The following is a 17801-nucleotide window of genomic DNA, read 5'->3' on the forward strand; positions in this document are numbered from 1 at the left end:
CCGTGACGGATGGCCGGGTCGAAACGCCCGGTCCGTGGCGGACTGTAGCCAAGCCGGCCGCGCCTGCCCAATGCCGGTGGCGCAAGACCGCCATATCGAATTCGATATGGTTCTTTTCAGTCATTCGGTTAAGGCATAGCATGGCGCCATGAGCGACCCCCAATCCTTGCCCTACCTGCGCAGGCTCGACATGAACCTGCTGCTGACCTTCGACGTGCTGATGCGCACGCGCAGCGCCACCGCCAGTTCGCGCCTGCTGCACAAGACGCAGCCGGCCATCAGCCGCGACCTGGCGCGCCTGCGCCTGCGGCTGGAGGATCCGCTGCTGGTGGTGGTGAAGGGCCGTTTCATCCCGACCGAGCGGGCGCTGGAGCTGCACGCGGCGGTGCACGACGCGCTGGCGCAGCTAGAGACCGCGCTGCGTCCGCCCGAGACCTTCGACCCGGCGCGCGCCGAAGGCGTGGTCAACATCGGCACCGGCGCGCACAGCGAGATCCTGCTGGCCGCGCCGCTGATCGAACGGCTGCACCGCGCCGCGCCCGGCGTGACGCTGCGCTTCCAGTCGCTGCACGGTGATTTCGCGCCCGACGACCTGGAGGCCGAGCGGCTGCACATCGCCATCGGACTGTTCGGCAAGGTGCCGGCGCGCTTTCACCGCGACGCGCTGCACACCGACCGCCGCGTCTGCGTGCTGTCGGCGCGCCATCCCTGGGCCGCGCGCGGCGCGCTGACGCTGGCCGACCTGGGCGCCATCAAGTGGTTCGCGTTCGAGCAGATGTACGGCCGCGAGACGACCTTCGACCGGCTGCTCAAGCCGGGCGCCGGCCGCATGGCGTTCTCGGCCTATCTGTCGGGGTTCGGCGTGGCGCCCTACGTGCTGGTCGACACCGACTACGCCACCACCATGCCGGCCAGCGTGGCGCGGGCGCATTGCCGCCATTTCCCGCTGGCGATGCTGGAGATGCCGGCGCGGCTGCGGCGCATGGAACTGGCAATGGTGTGGGCGCGCCGCCAGCACGCCTCGCCGTTGCAGGCGTGGCTGCGCGACCAGGTGCGCGACGTGCTGCGCGAGCGCCTGGCCGCGGACGTCCAGGCTTAGCGGCTGACCGGCTTGCCGGTGGCCACGTCGATGGCCGAGCCGTCTTCCAGGCTGACGCGGTAGATCTCGCGCAGCACGTTGCCGGCGAAACCGATCTCGACGATCGACACGTCCTTGAAGGTGGTCTGGATGCCGTCGGGCAGCACGGCGTTGAACTTGGCGGACGCCTGCTTCATGGCGTCGGCCAGGCGCGCGTCGTACAGCGCCATGCTGTAGACCAGCGTGGTGTGCGGGTTGTGGGCGCGCACTTCTTTGCCGTTCTTCATCACGTTGACGCCGCTCACGCCCATGGTCTTGACCAGGTCGCGGCCGGCGTCGGCCATCTTGGCGTAGACCGGGCCGGTCACGCGCGGCAGCGGGCCGTCGCGCAGCGGCGCCAGGGCAGCGGTGGCCACGGTGTTGTAGGCCATCATGGCCTCGAAGCCCGCGCCGCTCTTGACCACGCCCAGGTCCAGCCACCACGGGTGGCCCGCGCCCTTGGCGGCTTCGGTCGGGTAGAAGTCCTTGAGGGTGACCTGCAGCGGCGCCGGCGGCTTGGGCAGCGCGCGCAGCATGCGCTGCGGCGTGGCGCTGTCGGCGCTGTGGATGTGGACCACGGTCACGTGCGGGATGTTGGACGTCTCGGCCTCGGTCTTCAGGCCCAGCGCCAGCAGGTCCTGCTTGAGCGTGCCGTTGACCTTGGCGTCCAGCACGGCGTTGACGTCCTGCGGCAGGCGGTAGACCACGCCGTAGGTCGTCTTGTGTTCACGGAAGGCGGGCTGCTCGAGCGCGCTGTTGTCGATGGGAGCGGCGGCGAAGGCGGCCGAGAGGGTGGCCAGGGACAGGCCCAGGGCGGCCAGGGGCAGGACGCGTTTGATCATGGATTTTCCTTTTATGTGTAAGACCCGCGAGAGTCCGGTCCAGTGTGGCCACGCCGGATGTACGGCGTATTGCACCAGTCCAAAGAAATCCGATAGGCGTCCGAGCCTGGCCGATAGCTGCGTCCGGTCCGCCCTATAGCAGGAAGACGGCCGCCACGATCAGCAGCCCCAGCACCAGGTTGACGCCGACCCAGCGGCGGATGCCCGCCATGGCCTGGCCGCCGCGCGGCCACTCGGAGGCGGCCACCGCCGCGCGCAGTCGCGGATAGAGCGCGGCCCGAATGTAGGCGTAGATGACAGTCATCACGAGCCCGCCCGTGGCCATCACGGTCCAGGCGCGCGGCATGAAGAAGGCGCCGCCGCTGCGCGCGGCCTGGGCCGCTTCCTGGCCGATCATGACCGCGCCGGTCGCCAGGATCAGCACGATGGCGGCCAGCACCGCGTTCAGGAAGGGGCCGAGCACCGCGGCCATCAGCCGCAGGCGCTGCGGCGGTTCCAGTTGCGCGGCCGCCGGCCGCAGGAAACAGTGGGCGAACAGCATGCCGCCGACCCAGAGGATCACGGCCAGCAGGTGGATGAGTTTCAGGGCGCTGTAGAGCATGGTGTCGGGGTTCGGGAATGGCCCGCGCCGGCGCGACGGCGGCGGCGAGGCCTGGCTGAGGGCGGTGGCCGCCGGGGAGAACGCGGCCGAGTCTGTCCCCATCATATATCCCCCTGACGCCCGGGCGGACTTCTTGACGTACGTCAGGGGTTTCCATTTAGAATGAGATTGATTGTTATTTGTAATCAAGAATCTCCGGGAGTTCACCGTGTCCAACCTCGCGCTAGCCTCTGGCGACGCCGTCCATCTGCTCTACCGCGCGCACCACGGATGGCTGCATAACTGGCTGCGGGGCAAGCTGGGCAACTCCTGCGATGCCGCCGACCTGGCGCAGGACACCTTCCTGCGGGTGCTGCGGCATCGGCACGAACTGGACGCGCTGCGCGAGCCGCGCGCCTACCTGACCACCATCGCCAAGCGCCTGGTGCTGAATCATTACCGGCGCCGCTCGCTCGAACAGGCCTACCTGGATGCCCTGGCGGCCATGCCCGAGGCCATGGCGCCGTCGCCCGAGCAGCGCCTGCTCATCCTCGAAACGCTGCAGGAAATCGACGAGATGCTGGCCGGCCTCGCGCGGCCGGCGCGGCAGGCGTTCCTGATGGCGCAGCTGGAAGGGCTCAGCCATATCGAGATCGCCGCGCGCCTGAACGTGTCGGTGCGGTCGGTGCACCGCTACATCGCCAAGGGGTACGAGCAATGCATCATGGCGGTGATGTGAGCGCGCCGTGGGGCGTGGCGGGCGAGCTGCCCGCCGTCGACCGCAAGGTCGCGGGCGAGGCGGCGCGCTGGCTGCTGCGCCTGAGCTCCGAGCGCGCCACCGATGCCGACGTCCATGCCTGCCAGCAGTGGCGCGCCAGCAAGGCCGAGCATGAACACGCCTGGCAGCGCGCGCAGCGCGTCAACCAGCGCTTCGGCCTGATCCCGGCGTCGCTCGGCATGGCGGCGCTGAACCGGCCCGAATCCGCCGGCCGGCGCGCGGCGGTGAAGACGCTGGCCGCGCTGATCGTGGCGGGGCCGGTGGGCTGGGCCGCGTGGCGCGCCAGTCCGTTCGAATGGAGCGCCGACTACCGCAGCGCCACTGGCGAACAGCGCCGGGTGGCGCTCAGCGACGGTTCCTCCATGCGCCTGAACACCGCCAGCGCGGTGGATGTGCTGTACGACGCCGACCAGCGGCTGGTGCGGCTGCGCGCCGGCGAGATCGCCGTCCACGCGGTGGCCGAGGGCGGCGCCCATCCGCGGCCCTTCGTGGTGCGCACGCGGCAGGGCGATGTCCAGGCGCAGGCGGCGCGCTTCTGCGTGCGCGAAGACGGTTCGGCCTGCCGCGTCAGCGTGCAGGAAGGCGGCGTGACGCTGCGCCGCGGCGACGCCAGCCTGGCGCTGGCGGCTGGCGAGCAGGCCTGGTTGCGCGGCGATGAAGCGCCACGCATCGAGCCGGCCGACCCGCATGCCGCCGACTGGACGCGCGGCGTGCTGCATGCCAGCGCCTGGCGCCTGGATGCCTTCGCGGCGGAGCTGGGCCGCTACCGGCCCGGCGTGCTGCGCTGTGATCCGGAAGTCGCCGGGCTGCGCATCTCGGGCGCCTTCCAGTTGCAGGATACCGACGCGGTGCTGGCGGCCTTGCCGTCCACGCTGCCGGTGCAGGTGCGCTACCGCAGCGCGTACTGGGTGACGATCATGCCGCGCGCGGGACAGGCCTGATTTGTCGTTGTTACAAAAAAGCCGGGGGCGAGCTGTCCGGTTGGCGTTGGCCGAGGGTCATGGTCAGTAGAGGCACACGAATGCCGATACCCGTTGGATCGAAAGGACGACCATGGCTCACTCCCCCGCCAGCCGCGCCCGCGGCACCCCCATGAACCGAGAGGCTCCATGCCGATTGACCCGCCTGGCCCTGGCGCTGCGCATTGCCACCGCGCTGGCTGCCCCCGCCGCCACGCTGTGGCCGGCCGCCGCCGCGCTGGCCCAGGTCGCGCCGGCCGAGCAGGCGCGCAGCTACCGCATTCCGGCCGGCCCGCTGGCCGAGAACCTGTCGCGCTTCGCCGACAACGCCGGCGTCACGGTGCTGTTCGACGCGGCGCTGGTGGGCCAGCGCCGTGGTGCCGGCCTGAACGGGGAGTATTCCGTGGCTGACGGTTTCGCCCGCCTGCTGGCCGGCAGCGGCCTGGCCGCGCGCGAGCGCAGCCCGGGCGTGTTCGTGCTGCAGGCCCTGCCGCAGGCCGGCGTGACGCAGCTGACGCCGGTCACGGTGGAAGGCGAGGGCGCGGCGGTCACGCCCGCCTGGGAAACCCGCAGCGACCGCAAGCGCCTGGACGACGCGCAGGTGCGCAGCTGGGGCGACCTGAGCAAGCGCCTGGAACCCGGCGTGAATTTCAACCGCCAGAACAACAGCATCAACATCCGCGGCCTCGACCAGGACCGCGTGCTGACGCGGGTGGACGGCATCCGCCTGCCGTGGCTCGACGACGGCGCGCGCGGCGTCAAGGGCGGCCTGGAAGCGGTGGACTTCAATTCCCTGTCGCGCCTGGACATCGTGCGCGGCGCCGACGCCAGCGCCGGCGGTTCGGGCGCCATCTCGGGCATGGCGGACCTGTACACGCTCGATCCCTCGGACCTGCTGGCCGACGGCAAGACCTTCGGCGCGCTGGCCAAGACCGACTACGACACCGCCGACAGCAGCTGGGGCGCCAACGCCGCGCTGGCCGGGCAGATCCACAGCAACACCTTCTGGCTGGTGCAGGCGGGCGTGCGCAACGGCCACGCGCTCGACAATCGCGGCGACGTCGGCGGCTACGGCCCGCGCCGCAACCAGCCGACGCCCGAGGACTACGACCAGCGCAGCTTCCTGCTCAAGCTGCAGCAGCGCGTCGAGGGCGGCCACCGCTTCGGCCTGACCGGCGAATACTTCAAGCGCAACGCCACGCAGGACAGCATGTTCGAGCAGGGGCCGGGCACCAGCTACCTGATCGGCGAAAACACCACCAAGAAGGAAACCGAGCGCCAGCGCGTGTCGCTCGATTATTCCTACAAGGCGCCCGGCGAGGGCGGCTGGATCGACAGCGCCACCGCGGTGGTGTACTGGCAGCGCATGCAGCTCGACAGCGCGCTGGATGGCGAACGCAGCCGCGACACGCGCGCCAACATCATTCCCGGCGATCCCCTCCGCTACGGCTTTCCCAGCGGCGCCTATGGCCGCAACAACTCCATCCGCCAGACCATGTTCGGCGCCAATGGCGAGCTGACCAAGCGGCTGGCGGGCAACACGGTGTCGCAGCTGTGGACCGTGGGCGGCGAGTGGTACGGCAACAAGACCGAACAGAATTCCAGCGGCTACGACAACTGCCCCACGGTGCCGCCCGGCACGCCGGCGCTGTTCGGCCCGCGTACCTGCGACATGCTGCACACCAACCAGGCCGACGTGCCGCTGTCCAAGGGCAGCCAGTGGGCGTTGTGGATGTCAGACGAATTCAGCTTCGGCGACGGCCGCTACACCGTCATGCCGGCGTTACGATACGACCACTACGAGCAGAAGCCCAAGTCCACCGAAAGCTACGCCAGCAACCGCAATGGCGGCGTGCTGCCGCCCGAGAACCGCGGCGGACGCTTTTCCCCCAAGTTGCTGACCACCTGGAAGGCGGCCGACGCGCTGAGCCTGTATGCGCAGTACGCCTATGGCTTCAAGGCGCCGAGCGCGACGCAGCTGTACACCAACTACGGCGGTCCCGGCACCTACCTGCGGGTCGGCAATCCCTACCTGAAACCCGAAACCAGCAAGGGCTGGGAACTGGGCGCCAAGCTGGGATCCGATTCGCTCGGCGGCGCGCTATCGTTCTTCGACAACCGTTACCAGAATTTCATCGACAGCAACGTGCCGCTGGACGCCAACTCGCCGCAGTGGCAGCCGGGATGGGCCGGGCAGTACCCGCTGGGCATCACCGGCAACGTCAACCGCGCCAAGGTGCGCATCTATGGCGCCGAGGCCAGCGCGCACTGGAAGTTCTCGCCGGGCTGGCGCACCTGGGGCTCGCTGGCGTGGGCGGTGGGCAAGGATGAAGGCACCGGCCAGTACCTGAACTCGGTGGCGCCGCTGAAGGCGGTGCTGGGCGTGGGCTACGGCCGCGACGTGTGGGGCGTGGACGCGATGCTGACCACCGCCCTGCGCCGCAACAAGGTCGAGTACCCGGAAGCCGGCGCCACGACGCCCAACCGCGACTTCCAGGCGCCCGGCTACGGCGTGGTGGACCTGATGGGCTACTGGCGGCCGACGGCGGTCAAGGGCCTGCAGGTGCAGGCCGGCGTCTTCAACCTGTTCGACAAGAAGTACTGGGAAGCGATCAACGTGCCGACCGCCGGCGCCACGGCCCTGCCGCGGCCGGTGGACTGGTACACGGAACCGGGACGCAGCCTGCGCGTCTCACTGACTTATCAATACTGACCCGCGCTGCCGCCGCTGCGCGACAGCGGCGGCAGTCTCGATTTTCCATTCCGGCTGGAGAGCCCGCAATGAACCAAGAAGTGAAGCACACCGATTTCGACACCCGCGCCGCCGAGCTGCGCGCGCGCAACGACGCGCTGGCGGCGAGCAAGCCCGGCCTGCGCGCCCGCAACCTGGCGCAGGAACTGGGCGTCTCCGAGGCCGAATGGGTCGCCGCCGGCTGTGGCGGCGTCAAGGCGATTGAACTGCACGGCCAGCCGCAGGAGATCTTCCGCGAATTGGGCACGCTGGGTCCGGTGATGGCCTTGACGCGCAATGACTGGTGCGTGCACGAACGCCACGGCGAATACCTGGACATCCAGGCCGACGGGCCGGTTGGCCTGGTGCTGGGGCCGGACATCGACCTGCGCGTGTTCTTCTCGAGCTGGCGCTCGGCCTGGGCGGTCGAGCAGGATGGCCGCCACAGCCTGCAGTTCTTCGACGGCGAGGGCGTGGCGGTGCACAAGGTCTATCGCACCGAGGCCACCAACGTCGCCGCGTATGACGCGCTGGTGGCCCGTTTCGCCGGCGCGTCGCGCTGGCCCGAGACCTCGCCCTATGCGCCCGCCACCGACGCGCCGCGGGTCGAGGACAGCGCGCAATGGCGCCAGGCCTGGCTCGGCATGCAGGATACGCACGAATTCTTCCCGCTGCTGCGCAAGTTCAAGGTGTCGCGCCTGGCGGCGCTGGCGGCGGCCGGCGAGGACCTGGCCCAGACGGTGCCGGTGGAATCGGTCGAGCGCATGCTGGAGTCGGCCGCGGGCAGCGGCCTGTCGATCATGTGCTTCGTCGGCAACCGGGGCATGATCCAGATCCACACGGGTCCGGTTGAACAGCTGCGCCGCACCGGTCCCTGGTATAACGTGCTGGACCCGAAGTTCAACCTGCACCTGGACACCACCGCCATCGCGTCGGCGTGGGTGGTCAACAAGCCCACCAGCGATGGCTGGGTGACGTCGCTGGAGCTGTATTCTTCCAGCGGCGACCTGATTGCGCAGTTCTTTGGCGAGCGCAAGCCGGGCAAGCCGGAACTGCCGGGTTGGCGTGAATTGATGTTGGGTCTGTGCCGCGTGCCGTTGGCCGCGTGAGGATGAAGCAATGAAGAAATGGCTGGCGATGGCGGCGGGATGGATGCTGGTGGCGTGCGCGCAGGCGGCGCCGCCGGCGCGCGTGGTGACCCTGGGCGGCAGCGTGACGGAGATCGTCTACGGCCTGGGGCAGGGTGACAGGCTGGTGGGCGACGACCAGTCCAGCCTGTACCCGGAGGCCGCGACCAAGCTGCCGCGCGTCGGCTATTACCGCGCGGTGCCGGTGGAAGGCGTGCTGGCGCTCAAGCCCGACCTGGTGCTGGCCTCCGAACAGGCCGGCCCGCCCGAGGCGCTCAAGCGCCTGGGCGAGGTCGGGGTGCGGGTGGTGAGCGTGCCGGACGCGCCGTCGGTCGATTCGCTCAAGGCGCGCATCCGCGCCGTGGCGGGCGCGCTGGACGTGGCGCCCGCCGGCGAGCGCATGGTGCAGGAGGTGACGCGCGAACTCGACAAGGCCGAGGCGCTGCCCGCCACGCGCGCGCGGGCGCTGCTGCTGATAAACCGCAATGGCGCGCCGCAGGGCGCGGGCCATGGCACCGCGGCGGCCGAGGTCATGCACCTGGCCGGGCTGGCCAACGTGCTGGACGGGCAGCAGGGCTACAAACCGCTGTCGCCCGAAGCCATCGGCGCGCTGGCGCCGGACCTGATCATCGTGACGCGCGAGTCGCTGCAGGCCAGCGGCGGCCTGGAAGGCTTCGCGCGGCTGCCCGGCATCGCCGTCACGCAGGCCGCCGCGAAGCAGCGCATCATCGTGATGGACGACCTGCTGATCCTGGGCCTGGGCCCGCGCCTGCCGCAGGCGCTGACGCAGCTCAAGCAGGAGGCCGCGCATGCCATGGCGCGCTAACCCGCCCCTGGCGCTGGTGCTCCTGGCGGTGGCGTTGGTGGCGGCGGTGCTGGCGGCCAGCGCCAGCGGCGCGGTCTCGATTCCCCTGCGCGAACTGCCGTCGCTGCTGTGGGGCACGCCTACGCCGGAACAGGCGCTGTGGCGCAACGTGCTGATCGACATCCGCCTGCCGCGGGTGCTGCTGGCGGTGGTGATGGGCGCCGGCCTGGCGATCTCGGGCGCGGCGCTGCAGGCGCTATTCCGCAATCCGCTGGCCGAGCCGGGCCTGATCGGCATTTCCGCCGGCGCCTCGCTGGGCGCCGTCATCGCCATCGTGATGACGCACGGCGGCTTCTGGTACACCGCGCCGGGCGCCTTCATCGGCAGCCTGGTCGCGACGCTGTCGGCCTACATGGTGGGCCGGCGCGTGCCGGGCGTGGCCGGGCTGCTGCTGGCGGGGGTGGCGATCACCGCCATTGCCTTCAGCCTGATCGGCCTGTTCACTTTCATGGCTTCCGACGCGCAACTGCGCGACCTGACCTTCTGGAACATGGGCAGCCTGGCCGGCGCCAGCTGGAAGCTGCTGGCCTTCCTGGGGCCGTGGGTGCTGCTGCTGTCGTTCTGGCTGATGCGCCAGTGGCGCGTGATGAACGCGCTGCTGCTGGGCGAGCGCGAGGCCCAGCACCTGGGCTATTCGCTCAAGCAGGCGCGGGCCCGGCTGGTGCTGGCCTGCACCCTGATCGTCGGGCCGCTGGTCGCCGCCAGCGGCACCATCGTGTTCGTCGGCCTGGTGGTGCCGCACCTGGTGCGCATGACGCTGGGCGCCAACCATCGCCTGCTGCTGCCCGCCTGTCTGCTGGGCGGAGGGCTGGTGATGACGCTGGCCGACTGGCTGGCGCGCATCGTGGTGATTCCGGCCGAACTGCCGATCGGCCTGGTGACCGGGCTGGTGGGCGGTCCCTTCTTCCTGTGGCTGCTGGCGCGCGGCCGGAGGCACGGTTGATGCTGGCCGCTGAAAATCTGACCCTGGCGCGCGACGGCAAGCGCATCCTGGACCGCGTGTCGCTGGCGATCCATCCCGGCGAAGTGGTGGGCCTGCTGGGCAGCAACGGCGCCGGCAAGTCGACCCTGCTGGGCGCGCTGTCGGCCGAGCTGGGCGCGGATGGCGGCAGCCTGACGCTGGACGGCCGCCCGCTGGACGCGATGCCGCCGCGCGAGCAGGCGCGCAAGCGCGCGGTGCTGCCGCAGAAGCCCGGGCTGACCTTCGACCTGGGGGTGCGCGAGGTGGTGGCGATGGGCGCCTATCCGTTTCCGGAACTGTCGCCGGCCGAGGTCGACGAACTGGCGCGGCAGGCGCTGGAATGGGCCGACGTCAGCCACCTGGATGGCCGCCGCTATCCGCAGCTGTCGGGCGGCGAGCAGCAGCGGGTGCAGTTCGCCCGGGTGCTGGTGCAATGCCGCGCGGCGCGTGCCGCGGACGAGGCCCGCTATCTGTTGCTGGACGAACCCACCGCCAGCCTGGATCCCAAGCACCAGGCCGACCTGATGCGGCGCGCGGCCCAGCTGGCGCGCGAAAGCCATACGGGCGTGCTGGTCATCCTGCACGACATGAACCTGGCGGCGCGCTGGTGCGACCGCCTGCTGCTGCTGAGCGGCGGCCAGGCGGTGGCGCTGGGCACGCCGGCCGAGGTGCTGACGCCGGCCAACCTGTTCCTGGCGTACGGCATCGAGGCGCAGGTGATGCCGCACCCGCTGCAGGCCGACCGGCTGCTGGTGCTGATGGCTTGATGCGGGCGAGCCCCGGTAAAATGGGGCATCGCGGCGGCCGTGGCCGCCTTTTCCTCATCTACCGACAGGACCCAGTGTCATGCCTACTTTCGACGTCGTCTCCGAAGTCGACAAACACGAACTCACCAACGCCATCGACCAGGCCAACCGCGAGCTCGCCACCCGTTTCGATTTCAAGGGCACGGATGCCAAGTTCGAGCTGGAAGGCTTCGTGGTGACGCAGGTCGCATCCAGCGCGTTCCAGCTCAAGCAGATGCTGGATATCCTGCGCGGCCGCCTGTCGGCGCGCGGGATCGACGTGCGCTGCCTGGATGTGGCGGATCCGCTGGAGAACCTGGGCGGGGCGCGGCAGAAGGTGACGATCAAGCAGGGCATCGAGCAGCCGGTGGCCAAGAAGCTGATCGCGGCGATCAAGAACGCCAAGCTCAAGGTCGAGAGCCAGATCAATGGCGACAAGCTGCGGATCAGTGGCAAGAAGCGGGATGATCTGCAGACGGCGATCGCGTTGTTGAAGAAGACGGATGTGGATTTGCCGTTGCAGTTCGAGAATTTTCGGGACTGATTTTTTTTTGGCGGCGGGGGCTTCGTAGGCCGCCCGTTGCGCGGGGTGTCGGGAGGGTGGGCGCCCACGATTGCGGTCCGGAGCGTTCGCTCCGGACTTCCCCTTCGTCATCTTCGTTCAGGCCTTCGGCCTTCCTTCAGATTCCCTCGGGCGCATCGAGGTTGCCCACCCTCCCGACACCCCGCGCAACGGGCTACCGGCGTCTTGGTTTGCGGCGCAGTCAGGGCGGTGGGGGGTGGAGAGGTTTGCGTTGCCCGCAGAAAACCGGCCGCCCTGCGCGGCCGGTTTTTGCATACGCGGGTTGGGGCGTCGGGGCGGTGTGCGCTGCGCGCTTGCGGGGAGTGGTCTTGCTGGCCTGATCCATCGGGTGGGCGTCGTGCCTGCACGGCGCACCGTCATTTCCTCAATACGCCGCCCACAGGTGCTGGGCCGCATAGGCGCGCCAGGGGCGCCAGGCTTCGGCGCGGGCCAGGAGTTGGGCGGGGGTGTAGGCGCGGTTTTCGAGTTTTTCCAGGGCGCGGATCAGGCCGATGTCGGAGGCGGGGAAAGCGTCGGGTTCGCGTAGTTGGCGCAGGGCGATGTATTGGGCGGTCCATTCGCCGACGCCGCGGATCTCGCGCAGGCGGGTGACGGAGGCGTCCAGGCTGTCGGCGGCTTCGAACAGGCGCGGGTCGGCCAGGGCGGCGGCGGCGACGGCGGAGAGGGTGGCGGCGCGGCTGCGGGGCATGCCCAGGGGGGCGAGGTCGGCGGGGGCGATGGCTTCGGGCAGCGGAAACAGGTGGGTCAGGTCGCCGTCGGGTTGGTCCAGGGGCTGGCCGTGGGCGGCGACGAGTTTGCCGGCGAGCTTGATGGCGGCGCCGACGGTGATCTGCTGGCCGAGGACGGCGCGCAAGGCGAGTTCGAAGCCGTCCCAGGCGCCGGGCACGCGCAGGCCTGGGCGGGCGGCGGTCAGGGCCGCCATGACCGGATCGTGGGCGAACTGGGCGGCCAGGGCGGCGGGGTCGCTGGCCAGGTCGAAGACGCGGCGCAGGCGCGCGATGAGGGCGGGCAGCGCGTGCAGTTGCGGGAAGCGGACGGTGGCTTGCAGCGCGTTGCCGGCGCCGGGTTCGACGCGGACGGTGCCCTGGGCGCCGTCCAGGCCGATGGTGCGGGTGTAGCTGTCGCCGCTGACGCGTTCGATGCCGGGGATGGCGCGGGCGCGCAGGAAGTCCAGCATGGCGGGCCAGTCGTAGGGCGGGCGGTAGCGCAGCAGCAGCTTGATCTCGCCTTGCGGGCCGGCCGAGATATCGGGCTTGCCGGAGCGCCGCAATTCCCCAGGCGGGCGGCCGAACAGGGCGTGGAAGATCTCGTTGAAACGGCGGATGCTGCCAAAGCCCGCGGCGAAGGCGATCTCGGCCATCGGCAGGTGGGTCTCGTGGATCAGCTGCTTGGCCAGCAGCACGCGGCGGGTCTGGGCCACGGCCACGGGCGAGGCGCCCAGGTGCTGGCGGAACTGGCGCCGCAACTGGCGTTCGCCCACGCCCAGGCGCGCGGCCAGCGCATCGACGCCGGCATCGTCCAGCGCGCCGAGCTCGACCAGGGCCAGGGCGCGCGCGACGCTGTCGGGCAGCTCGGGGGCCGACCCCGCGGCGGGCGCGGTCTCGGGGCGGCAACGCAGGCAGGGGTGAAAGCCCGCTTCCTGGGCGGCCGCGGCCGTGGGGTAGAAAAGGACGTTGCGCGACAGCGGCGTGCGCGCCGGGCAGACCGGGCGGCAGTAGATCCGGGTGGTCTTGACGGCGGTGAAGAAGCGGCCGTCGTAACGGGCATCGCGCACGCGGATGGCGCTGTAGCAGGCATCATGGTCGAGGTTCATGGGGCCATGCTAGCGCCGGACGCAGGCGCGATCTAGCGGTTTTCGGACACTGTTGTCACGCGCACTGCCATGTCCGGAATCCGCCAGCGCGGCGTCGCCGGCCAGCCTATATTGGACCCATTCCCACCGCATCCGGAGCCTGCCATGCCGATTCAAACTTTCACCCTGGAACGTGTTGCCACGCCCATCGGGCAGATGCTCGTGCTGACCGATGCGCAGGCCTGCCTGCGCGCGGTCGATTGGGAGGATTACGAACCCCGCATGCATGCCTTGCTGCGCCGCCAGTATGGCAAGGGCGCGGTGCGGGTCGAGGATGCCGCGCGGGCCTCGGCGGCGAGCCGCCGGCTGCAGGCGTATTTCGATGGCGAAGTCGATGCGATCGACGGGCTGGAGGTGGCGCTGGGCGGCACCGATTTCCAGCGCCAGGTGTGGCGGGCGCTGCGCGATATCGAACCGGGCGCGACGGTCAGCTATGGCGTCCTGGCCGGGCGCATCGGCCGGGCGTCGGCGGTGCGCGCCGTGGGCATGGCCAATGGGGCCAATCCGGTGGGGATCGTGGTGCCGTGCCACCGGGTGATCGGCGCCGATGCGTCGCTGACCGGCTATGGCGGCGGCCTGCATCGCAAGCGCTGGCTGCTGGACCACGAAGGCCGCTGGCGGGCGGCCACGGGCGCGCCGGTGGCGCGCGCGGCCTGATTGTTTGTCAGGGAAGCGTCGAATCCGTGCCCGTGCGGGCGCGGCGCAGGGATGCGGCCGTCAGGCGCGGATCCAGCCACGCGCGATGGGCAAGGCCATCAGCTTGCGATAGAGGGCCTGCAGCAGCGCGGTCAGCGGCGCGCCGACGCGGCGCCAGACCGGCATGACCAGCCCGGCCGCCACGGGCGCCAGCAGCAGGCCGCCGGCGATGTCGAGCGGGAAGTGCACGCCCAGGTAGACCCGCGACAGGCCGACCAGCGCCGCCAGCAGCAGCGTGGCGTAGCCCCAGCCGGCCCAGCGCCGGTCGAAGATCAGCGTGAACGCCAGCGTCGCGATGATGATGGTGTGGTTGCTGGGGAACGACGCGGTGGCCTTGTGGGCGAAGAAGGCGTGGCCCAGGCCGAGCGTGAACGGCCGGGGATGCGGCCACAGCGCGCCGCACAGGTAGCTGATGAACAGCGCCGCGCCGATGCCGGCCAGCGCCTTGAGCACCAGGTCGCGTTGCGCCTGGCCACCCCACAGCCAGAGCGCGACCAGGACGATCGGCAGCAGCTGGATCAGCCGGTTGGCGACGATCAGGCCGGCCTGGATGCGCCAGGCGGGGCTGGCGGGATCGGCGTTGATCAGAAGAAACAGGGACTGATTGAGGGGTTCCAGGAATTCCATGACTCGTCATCTGACTGAAATTATCTTGTCAGGCGGGATAGTAGACAGGTTTGCCGTCAAATCCCTTGCAAAATGCGGCGGAATCCATGGATTTACGTCTGGATGCGATTTACCCCGCCAGGCCGGCCAGGCGCTCGGCCGCGGGCGCCGGCTTGCACAGGTAGAGCGCGCATTCGGCGGCGTCCAGTTCCGAGCGCGCCAGGGCCAGCAGGGGCTGGGCCACCTCCGGCGGCATGGCGGCGGTGAACCGGTCGAGGAATCCCGCCCCGGCCGGCGAGGACGCGGGCGCGGCGTCCGCCTCGCGCAACAGGCCCAGCGCGATGCCATACAGCCAGGATGAAAACGGGCCGGAACCGCGCTCGCGCCAATGCGCGGCGGCGGCGTCGAAGCCGGCGCCGCCGTCCGTGGGGGCGCTTGCCAGATGGCGCCGCAACAATTGCGCCAGCGGCTCCGCGTGGCGGCGGATCAGGTCCTGCAACCGCGGCGCGGCGGCCCCTCGCGAGACGTCTGGTTGGCGGCAGCGGTAAAGCGAAGGCGTGGGCATGGGCGGTCTGCGAAGAAAGCACGCCGGCTTGCCGTGAGGCGCGCCGGCCAACGCCGCATTACATCGGCCGCGCCGGCTTTTGGGTATCCCTGAAATCAGGTAATTGCCGCGCTGGCCGGCTGCGGCAGCGACAGGCGCGCGCACAGCCGCGTGCGGCCGGGCACCGAGGCGATGTCCAGCGCGCCGCCGACGCGCGCGATGCGGGTGGCCATGCTGCGCACGCCGACGCTGAGATTGGCGCGGCGCACGGCGTCGACGTCGAAACCGACGCCGTCGTCCTCGATCTCCAGTTCCAGCTGGCCATGCGCCGGTTGGCGCAGCGTCACGCCGACCCGCCGGGCGCGGCTGTGCTTGACCACGTTGGTCAACGCTTCCTCGATCAGGCGCGTCAACGCCAGGCATTGCAGGGCCGAGGGCGTGCCGTCCCAGGCGCCGGGCACGTCCCAGCGCACCGCCACGCCCAGCTCGTCGAACAGCTGGGTGTAGCGGTGGCGCAGCGGCGCGATCCATTCGCGCGGGGTGGCGGGGGGCGTCATGTCGGCGCTGGCGCCGTTGTCGATGGTCTGCCGCAGGTCGTTGCGCAGCAGGTTGAGCATGGACAGGACCTGCCGGTTCCGCAGCGGCTCGCCGGCCTGCTCGACCGCCGCCGTCATGCGCACCAGCGAGCCGCCCAGGCCGTCGTGCAGGTCGCGCGCGATCTCCAGCCGGTCCTGCAGCCGGCTGTTGGCCAGCGCCAGCTCGTGCTCGCGCGCCAGCGTGGTGGCCAGCTCGGCGCGGGCGCGGCCGACCGAGATCTCCAGTTCGTGGTTGAAGCGTTCGATGCGCCGCACGCCGCGCGCATGGCGCAGGCCCAGCACGGCCGACATGCCGACCAGCACCGCCACGCTGGTGTAGGGGATGACCGAGAGGCCGCCGATGAGCTTGAGGATCAGCAGCAGGTCATGCAGGGCGGCGCCCAGGAAAATCACCAGGCAGGCGGCCAGCAGCATCTGCTCGCGGTTGCGGCTGCGCACGGCGTGGACGGCGAATTGCAGGCAGTTCAGGTAGAACAGCGCCGAGACCGTCAGCACGATGATGCGCTGCATGGTAGCCACGGCCGTATCGGGCACGCCGATGGCAGCGGCCAGCATCACGGCGACGGCGAACCACAGCGCCTTTTCCAGGCGCGGCCAGGATTGGCCGGCGAAGCGCCAGGTGAACAGGCAGAAGCAGGCGATATGCAGGGTCAGCGCGACCGTGTTGGCGCGCGCCGCCATCAGCGTGGTGCCGAACGGCCACGGGCTGACGGCCAGCACGTTGGCGCAGAACAGCACCCAGAAGAACGCGGTCAGCGCATACCAGCCATGGCTCGACTGCCGCGGCTTCATGGCCCACAGGAAGAAAAACAGCGCGCCCAGCGTGGCCGAGATCACCAGGTTGACCAGGAACAGGGTGCGGTTGCGCCACGCGCGCATCTCGTGGTCGCGCAGCAGCGCTTCGGGCTCGCCCAGGTGGACCGGCCCCAGGCCGGGCGTCTGGCCGGCCACGCCGGTAACGCGGATCCACAGGGTGTTGAGGCCGTCGCGCACCGAGGATTGCGGCAGGCGCCAGTAGCGCGGCATGTTCCAGCTGCGCGACAGCGGCTCGACCAGGCTGGCGTCGCGCCACAGCAGGTCGTCGTTCAGATGGATCTCGCCGGCCATGACGATGGACTCGACCGCCAGCGCGGCCTGGCCCGCGGGCGCGCCGCCGCAGCCATGGCGCCAGTCGATGCGGTACCAGACGGCGCCGCTGTATTGGGGCCAGCGGCTGTCCCAGTCGTCCGGCAGCGACACCGTCCGCCAGGCGGGGCCGTCGGCGGGCCGCTCGCCGCCGGGGCCGGCCTGCGCCGTGCGCACCTCCAGCACCCGCGCCACGCAGTCGGCCGCATCGGGCTGCGCCATGGCCGGCGCGGCCAGCAGCGCCAGCCAGGCCAGCCAGGCCAGCAACGCCAGCCACGTCAGTCGAGCAAGCCGCGCGAGCGCGCCGTGTGGATCGCGCGGGTGCGCGAGGAGACGGCGAGCTTGCGGTAGATGTGCTTGATGTGGCATTCGACGGTGTAGCGCGACAGGAACAGTTGCTCGGCGATTTCGCGGTTGCCCAGCCCCTCGGCCACCAGCCGCAGGATCTGCCCTTCGCGCGGGCTGAGCGTTTCGCCCGCGTCGGCGGGGGCGGCCTGGGCCGGCGCGGGCCGCATTTCCTCGATGATGCGGCGGGCCACGAACGGGTCGATCGGCGCGCCGCCGCGCAGCACGCTGCGCAGCGACAGCAGCACTTCCAGGTCGTCGCGCTCCTTGAGCACGTAGCCGGTGGCGCCGGCGCGCAGCGCGGCCAGGATGGCGTCTTCGGTGCTCCAGGCCGAGATGACCAGGATCGCCAGCGCCGGATCGGCGGCGCGCAGCTCGGCGATCAGGTCGATGCCGCTGCCGTCGGGCAGGCCCAGGTCGACCAGCGCCAGCGCGACCGATTCGTCGGCCGCGCGGCGCCGCGCCTCGGCCAGCGAGGCCGCGAACAGCAGCGCGTCGGCCGGGTAGCCCAGCTGGCCCAGCAGCCGTTCCAGCCGGCGGCAGACCAGCGGTTCGTCTTCCACCACCAGGACCGGGGCGGGCAGGGCAAGCGCGGAGACGGGCGACAGGTCGGTCATGGCGGCGGACAGGGGAGCCACGGGCGAATTTGCCCGCGTGGCATTTTGCCGGCCTCCCTCGGGGCTGGCTATCCCTGAAACTGGGTATGCGG

The 17801-nt window shown here is 70.6% G+C and carries 17 protein-coding genes; 10 read left to right on the forward strand and 7 right to left on the reverse strand.

Features of this window, described 5'->3' with window-relative positions; genetic code table 11:
* Positions 1-148 precede the first annotated feature (148 nt).
* Positions 149-1099 carry a LysR family transcriptional regulator gene (locus tag I6I07_RS13280; protein WP_198486996.1) on the forward strand — a complete coding sequence of 317 codons (951 nt, stop codon included), beginning with the start codon at positions 149-151 and terminating at the stop codon, positions 1097-1099.
* Here I6I07_RS13280 and I6I07_RS13285 read toward each other — a convergent pair.
* A complete protein-coding gene (locus tag I6I07_RS13285; protein ID WP_198486997.1) occupies positions 1096-1959 on the reverse strand; it encodes a hypothetical protein in 864 nt (287 codons plus the stop codon). The two genes, I6I07_RS13280 and I6I07_RS13285, sit on opposite strands and share 4 nt — an antisense overlap.
* Before the next feature lie 133 nt (positions 1960-2092).
* On the reverse strand, positions 2093-2560 hold the full coding sequence (locus tag I6I07_RS13290; RefSeq protein WP_198487522.1) for a CopD family protein: 468 nt from the start codon (positions 2558-2560) through the stop codon (positions 2093-2095).
* 208 nt (positions 2561-2768) lie between these two features.
* On the opposite strand from I6I07_RS13290, the gene I6I07_RS13295 reads away from it, so the two are divergent.
* The 8 genes from I6I07_RS13295 to I6I07_RS13330 all read left to right on the forward strand — a co-directional run bounded on the left by I6I07_RS13295 (position 2769) and on the right by I6I07_RS13330 (position 11289).
* Complete coding sequence (locus I6I07_RS13295) at positions 2769-3278, forward strand: sigma-70 family RNA polymerase sigma factor (protein WP_061073548.1); 510 nt, start codon at positions 2769-2771, stop codon at positions 3276-3278.
* Entirely contained in the window at positions 3257-4258 is a 1002-nt protein-coding gene (locus tag I6I07_RS13300; protein ID WP_198486998.1) for a FecR domain-containing protein, read from the forward strand. The genes I6I07_RS13295 and I6I07_RS13300 overlap by 22 nt, the downstream gene beginning before the upstream one ends.
* A gap of 112 nt (positions 4259-4370) precedes the next feature.
* Positions 4371-6989, forward strand: coding sequence for a TonB-dependent hemoglobin/transferrin/lactoferrin family receptor (locus I6I07_RS13305; RefSeq protein ID WP_232626078.1), 2619 nt, complete (start codon positions 4371-4373; stop codon positions 6987-6989).
* A 68-nt stretch (positions 6990-7057) separates the two neighbouring features.
* Entirely contained in the window at positions 7058-8116 is a 1059-nt protein-coding gene (locus tag I6I07_RS13310; protein ID WP_198486999.1) for a hemin-degrading factor, read from the forward strand.
* A gap of 10 nt (positions 8117-8126) precedes the next feature.
* Complete coding sequence (locus tag I6I07_RS13315; protein WP_198487000.1) at positions 8127-8960, forward strand: heme/hemin ABC transporter substrate-binding protein; 834 nt, start codon at positions 8127-8129, stop codon at positions 8958-8960.
* Positions 8944-9942, forward strand: a complete 999-nt coding sequence (locus tag I6I07_RS13320; RefSeq protein WP_061073552.1) for a FecCD family ABC transporter permease — start codon at positions 8944-8946, stop codon at positions 9940-9942. Before I6I07_RS13315 ends, I6I07_RS13320 begins: the two co-directional genes overlap by 17 nt.
* Positions 9939-10727 carry a heme ABC transporter ATP-binding protein gene (locus I6I07_RS13325; protein ID WP_061073553.1) on the forward strand — a complete coding sequence of 263 codons (789 nt, stop codon included), beginning with the start codon at positions 9939-9941 and terminating at the stop codon, positions 10725-10727. Before I6I07_RS13320 ends, I6I07_RS13325 begins: the two co-directional genes overlap by 4 nt.
* A 79-nt stretch (positions 10728-10806) precedes the next feature.
* A complete protein-coding gene (locus I6I07_RS13330) occupies positions 10807-11289 on the forward strand; it encodes a YajQ family cyclic di-GMP-binding protein (RefSeq protein ID WP_006390968.1) in 483 nt (160 codons plus the stop codon).
* Positions 11290-11692: 403 nt separating this feature from the next.
* On the opposite strand, the gene I6I07_RS13335 is transcribed toward I6I07_RS13330, so the two are convergent.
* Complete coding sequence (locus I6I07_RS13335; RefSeq protein ID WP_198487001.1) at positions 11693-13141, reverse strand: AlkA N-terminal domain-containing protein; 1449 nt, start codon at positions 13139-13141, stop codon at positions 11693-11695.
* 144 nt (positions 13142-13285) lie between these two features.
* On the opposite strand from I6I07_RS13335, the gene I6I07_RS13340 reads away from it, so the two are divergent.
* Positions 13286-13837 (forward strand): methylated-DNA--[protein]-cysteine S-methyltransferase, encoded by a 552-nt coding sequence (locus I6I07_RS13340; protein WP_198487002.1) that lies wholly within the window; start codon positions 13286-13288, stop codon positions 13835-13837.
* Between the two features lie 60 nt (positions 13838-13897).
* On the opposite strand, the gene I6I07_RS13345 is transcribed toward I6I07_RS13340, so the two are convergent.
* The 4 genes from I6I07_RS13345 to I6I07_RS13360 form a co-directional block, all read right to left on the reverse strand.
* Positions 13898-14503: a phosphatase PAP2 family protein gene (locus I6I07_RS13345; protein WP_198487003.1), complete on the reverse strand. Its 606-nt coding sequence runs from the start codon at positions 14501-14503 to the stop codon at positions 13898-13900.
* 109 nt (positions 14504-14612) lie between these two features.
* Complete coding sequence (locus I6I07_RS13350) at positions 14613-15047, reverse strand: hypothetical protein (protein WP_198487004.1); 435 nt, start codon at positions 15045-15047, stop codon at positions 14613-14615.
* A 95-nt stretch (positions 15048-15142) separates the two neighbouring features.
* Positions 15143-16969 (reverse strand): sensor histidine kinase, encoded by a 1827-nt coding sequence (locus I6I07_RS13355; RefSeq protein WP_232626118.1) that lies wholly within the window; start codon positions 16967-16969, stop codon positions 15143-15145.
* 56 nt (positions 16970-17025) lie between these two features.
* Complete coding sequence (locus I6I07_RS13360; RefSeq protein ID WP_198487524.1) at positions 17026-17709, reverse strand: response regulator transcription factor; 684 nt, start codon at positions 17707-17709, stop codon at positions 17026-17028.
* Positions 17710-17801: the final 92 nt, after the last annotated feature.

This window comes from Achromobacter deleyi, from assembly GCF_016127315.1.
Taxonomy (GTDB): domain Bacteria; phylum Pseudomonadota; class Gammaproteobacteria; order Burkholderiales; family Burkholderiaceae_B; genus Achromobacter; species Achromobacter insuavis_A.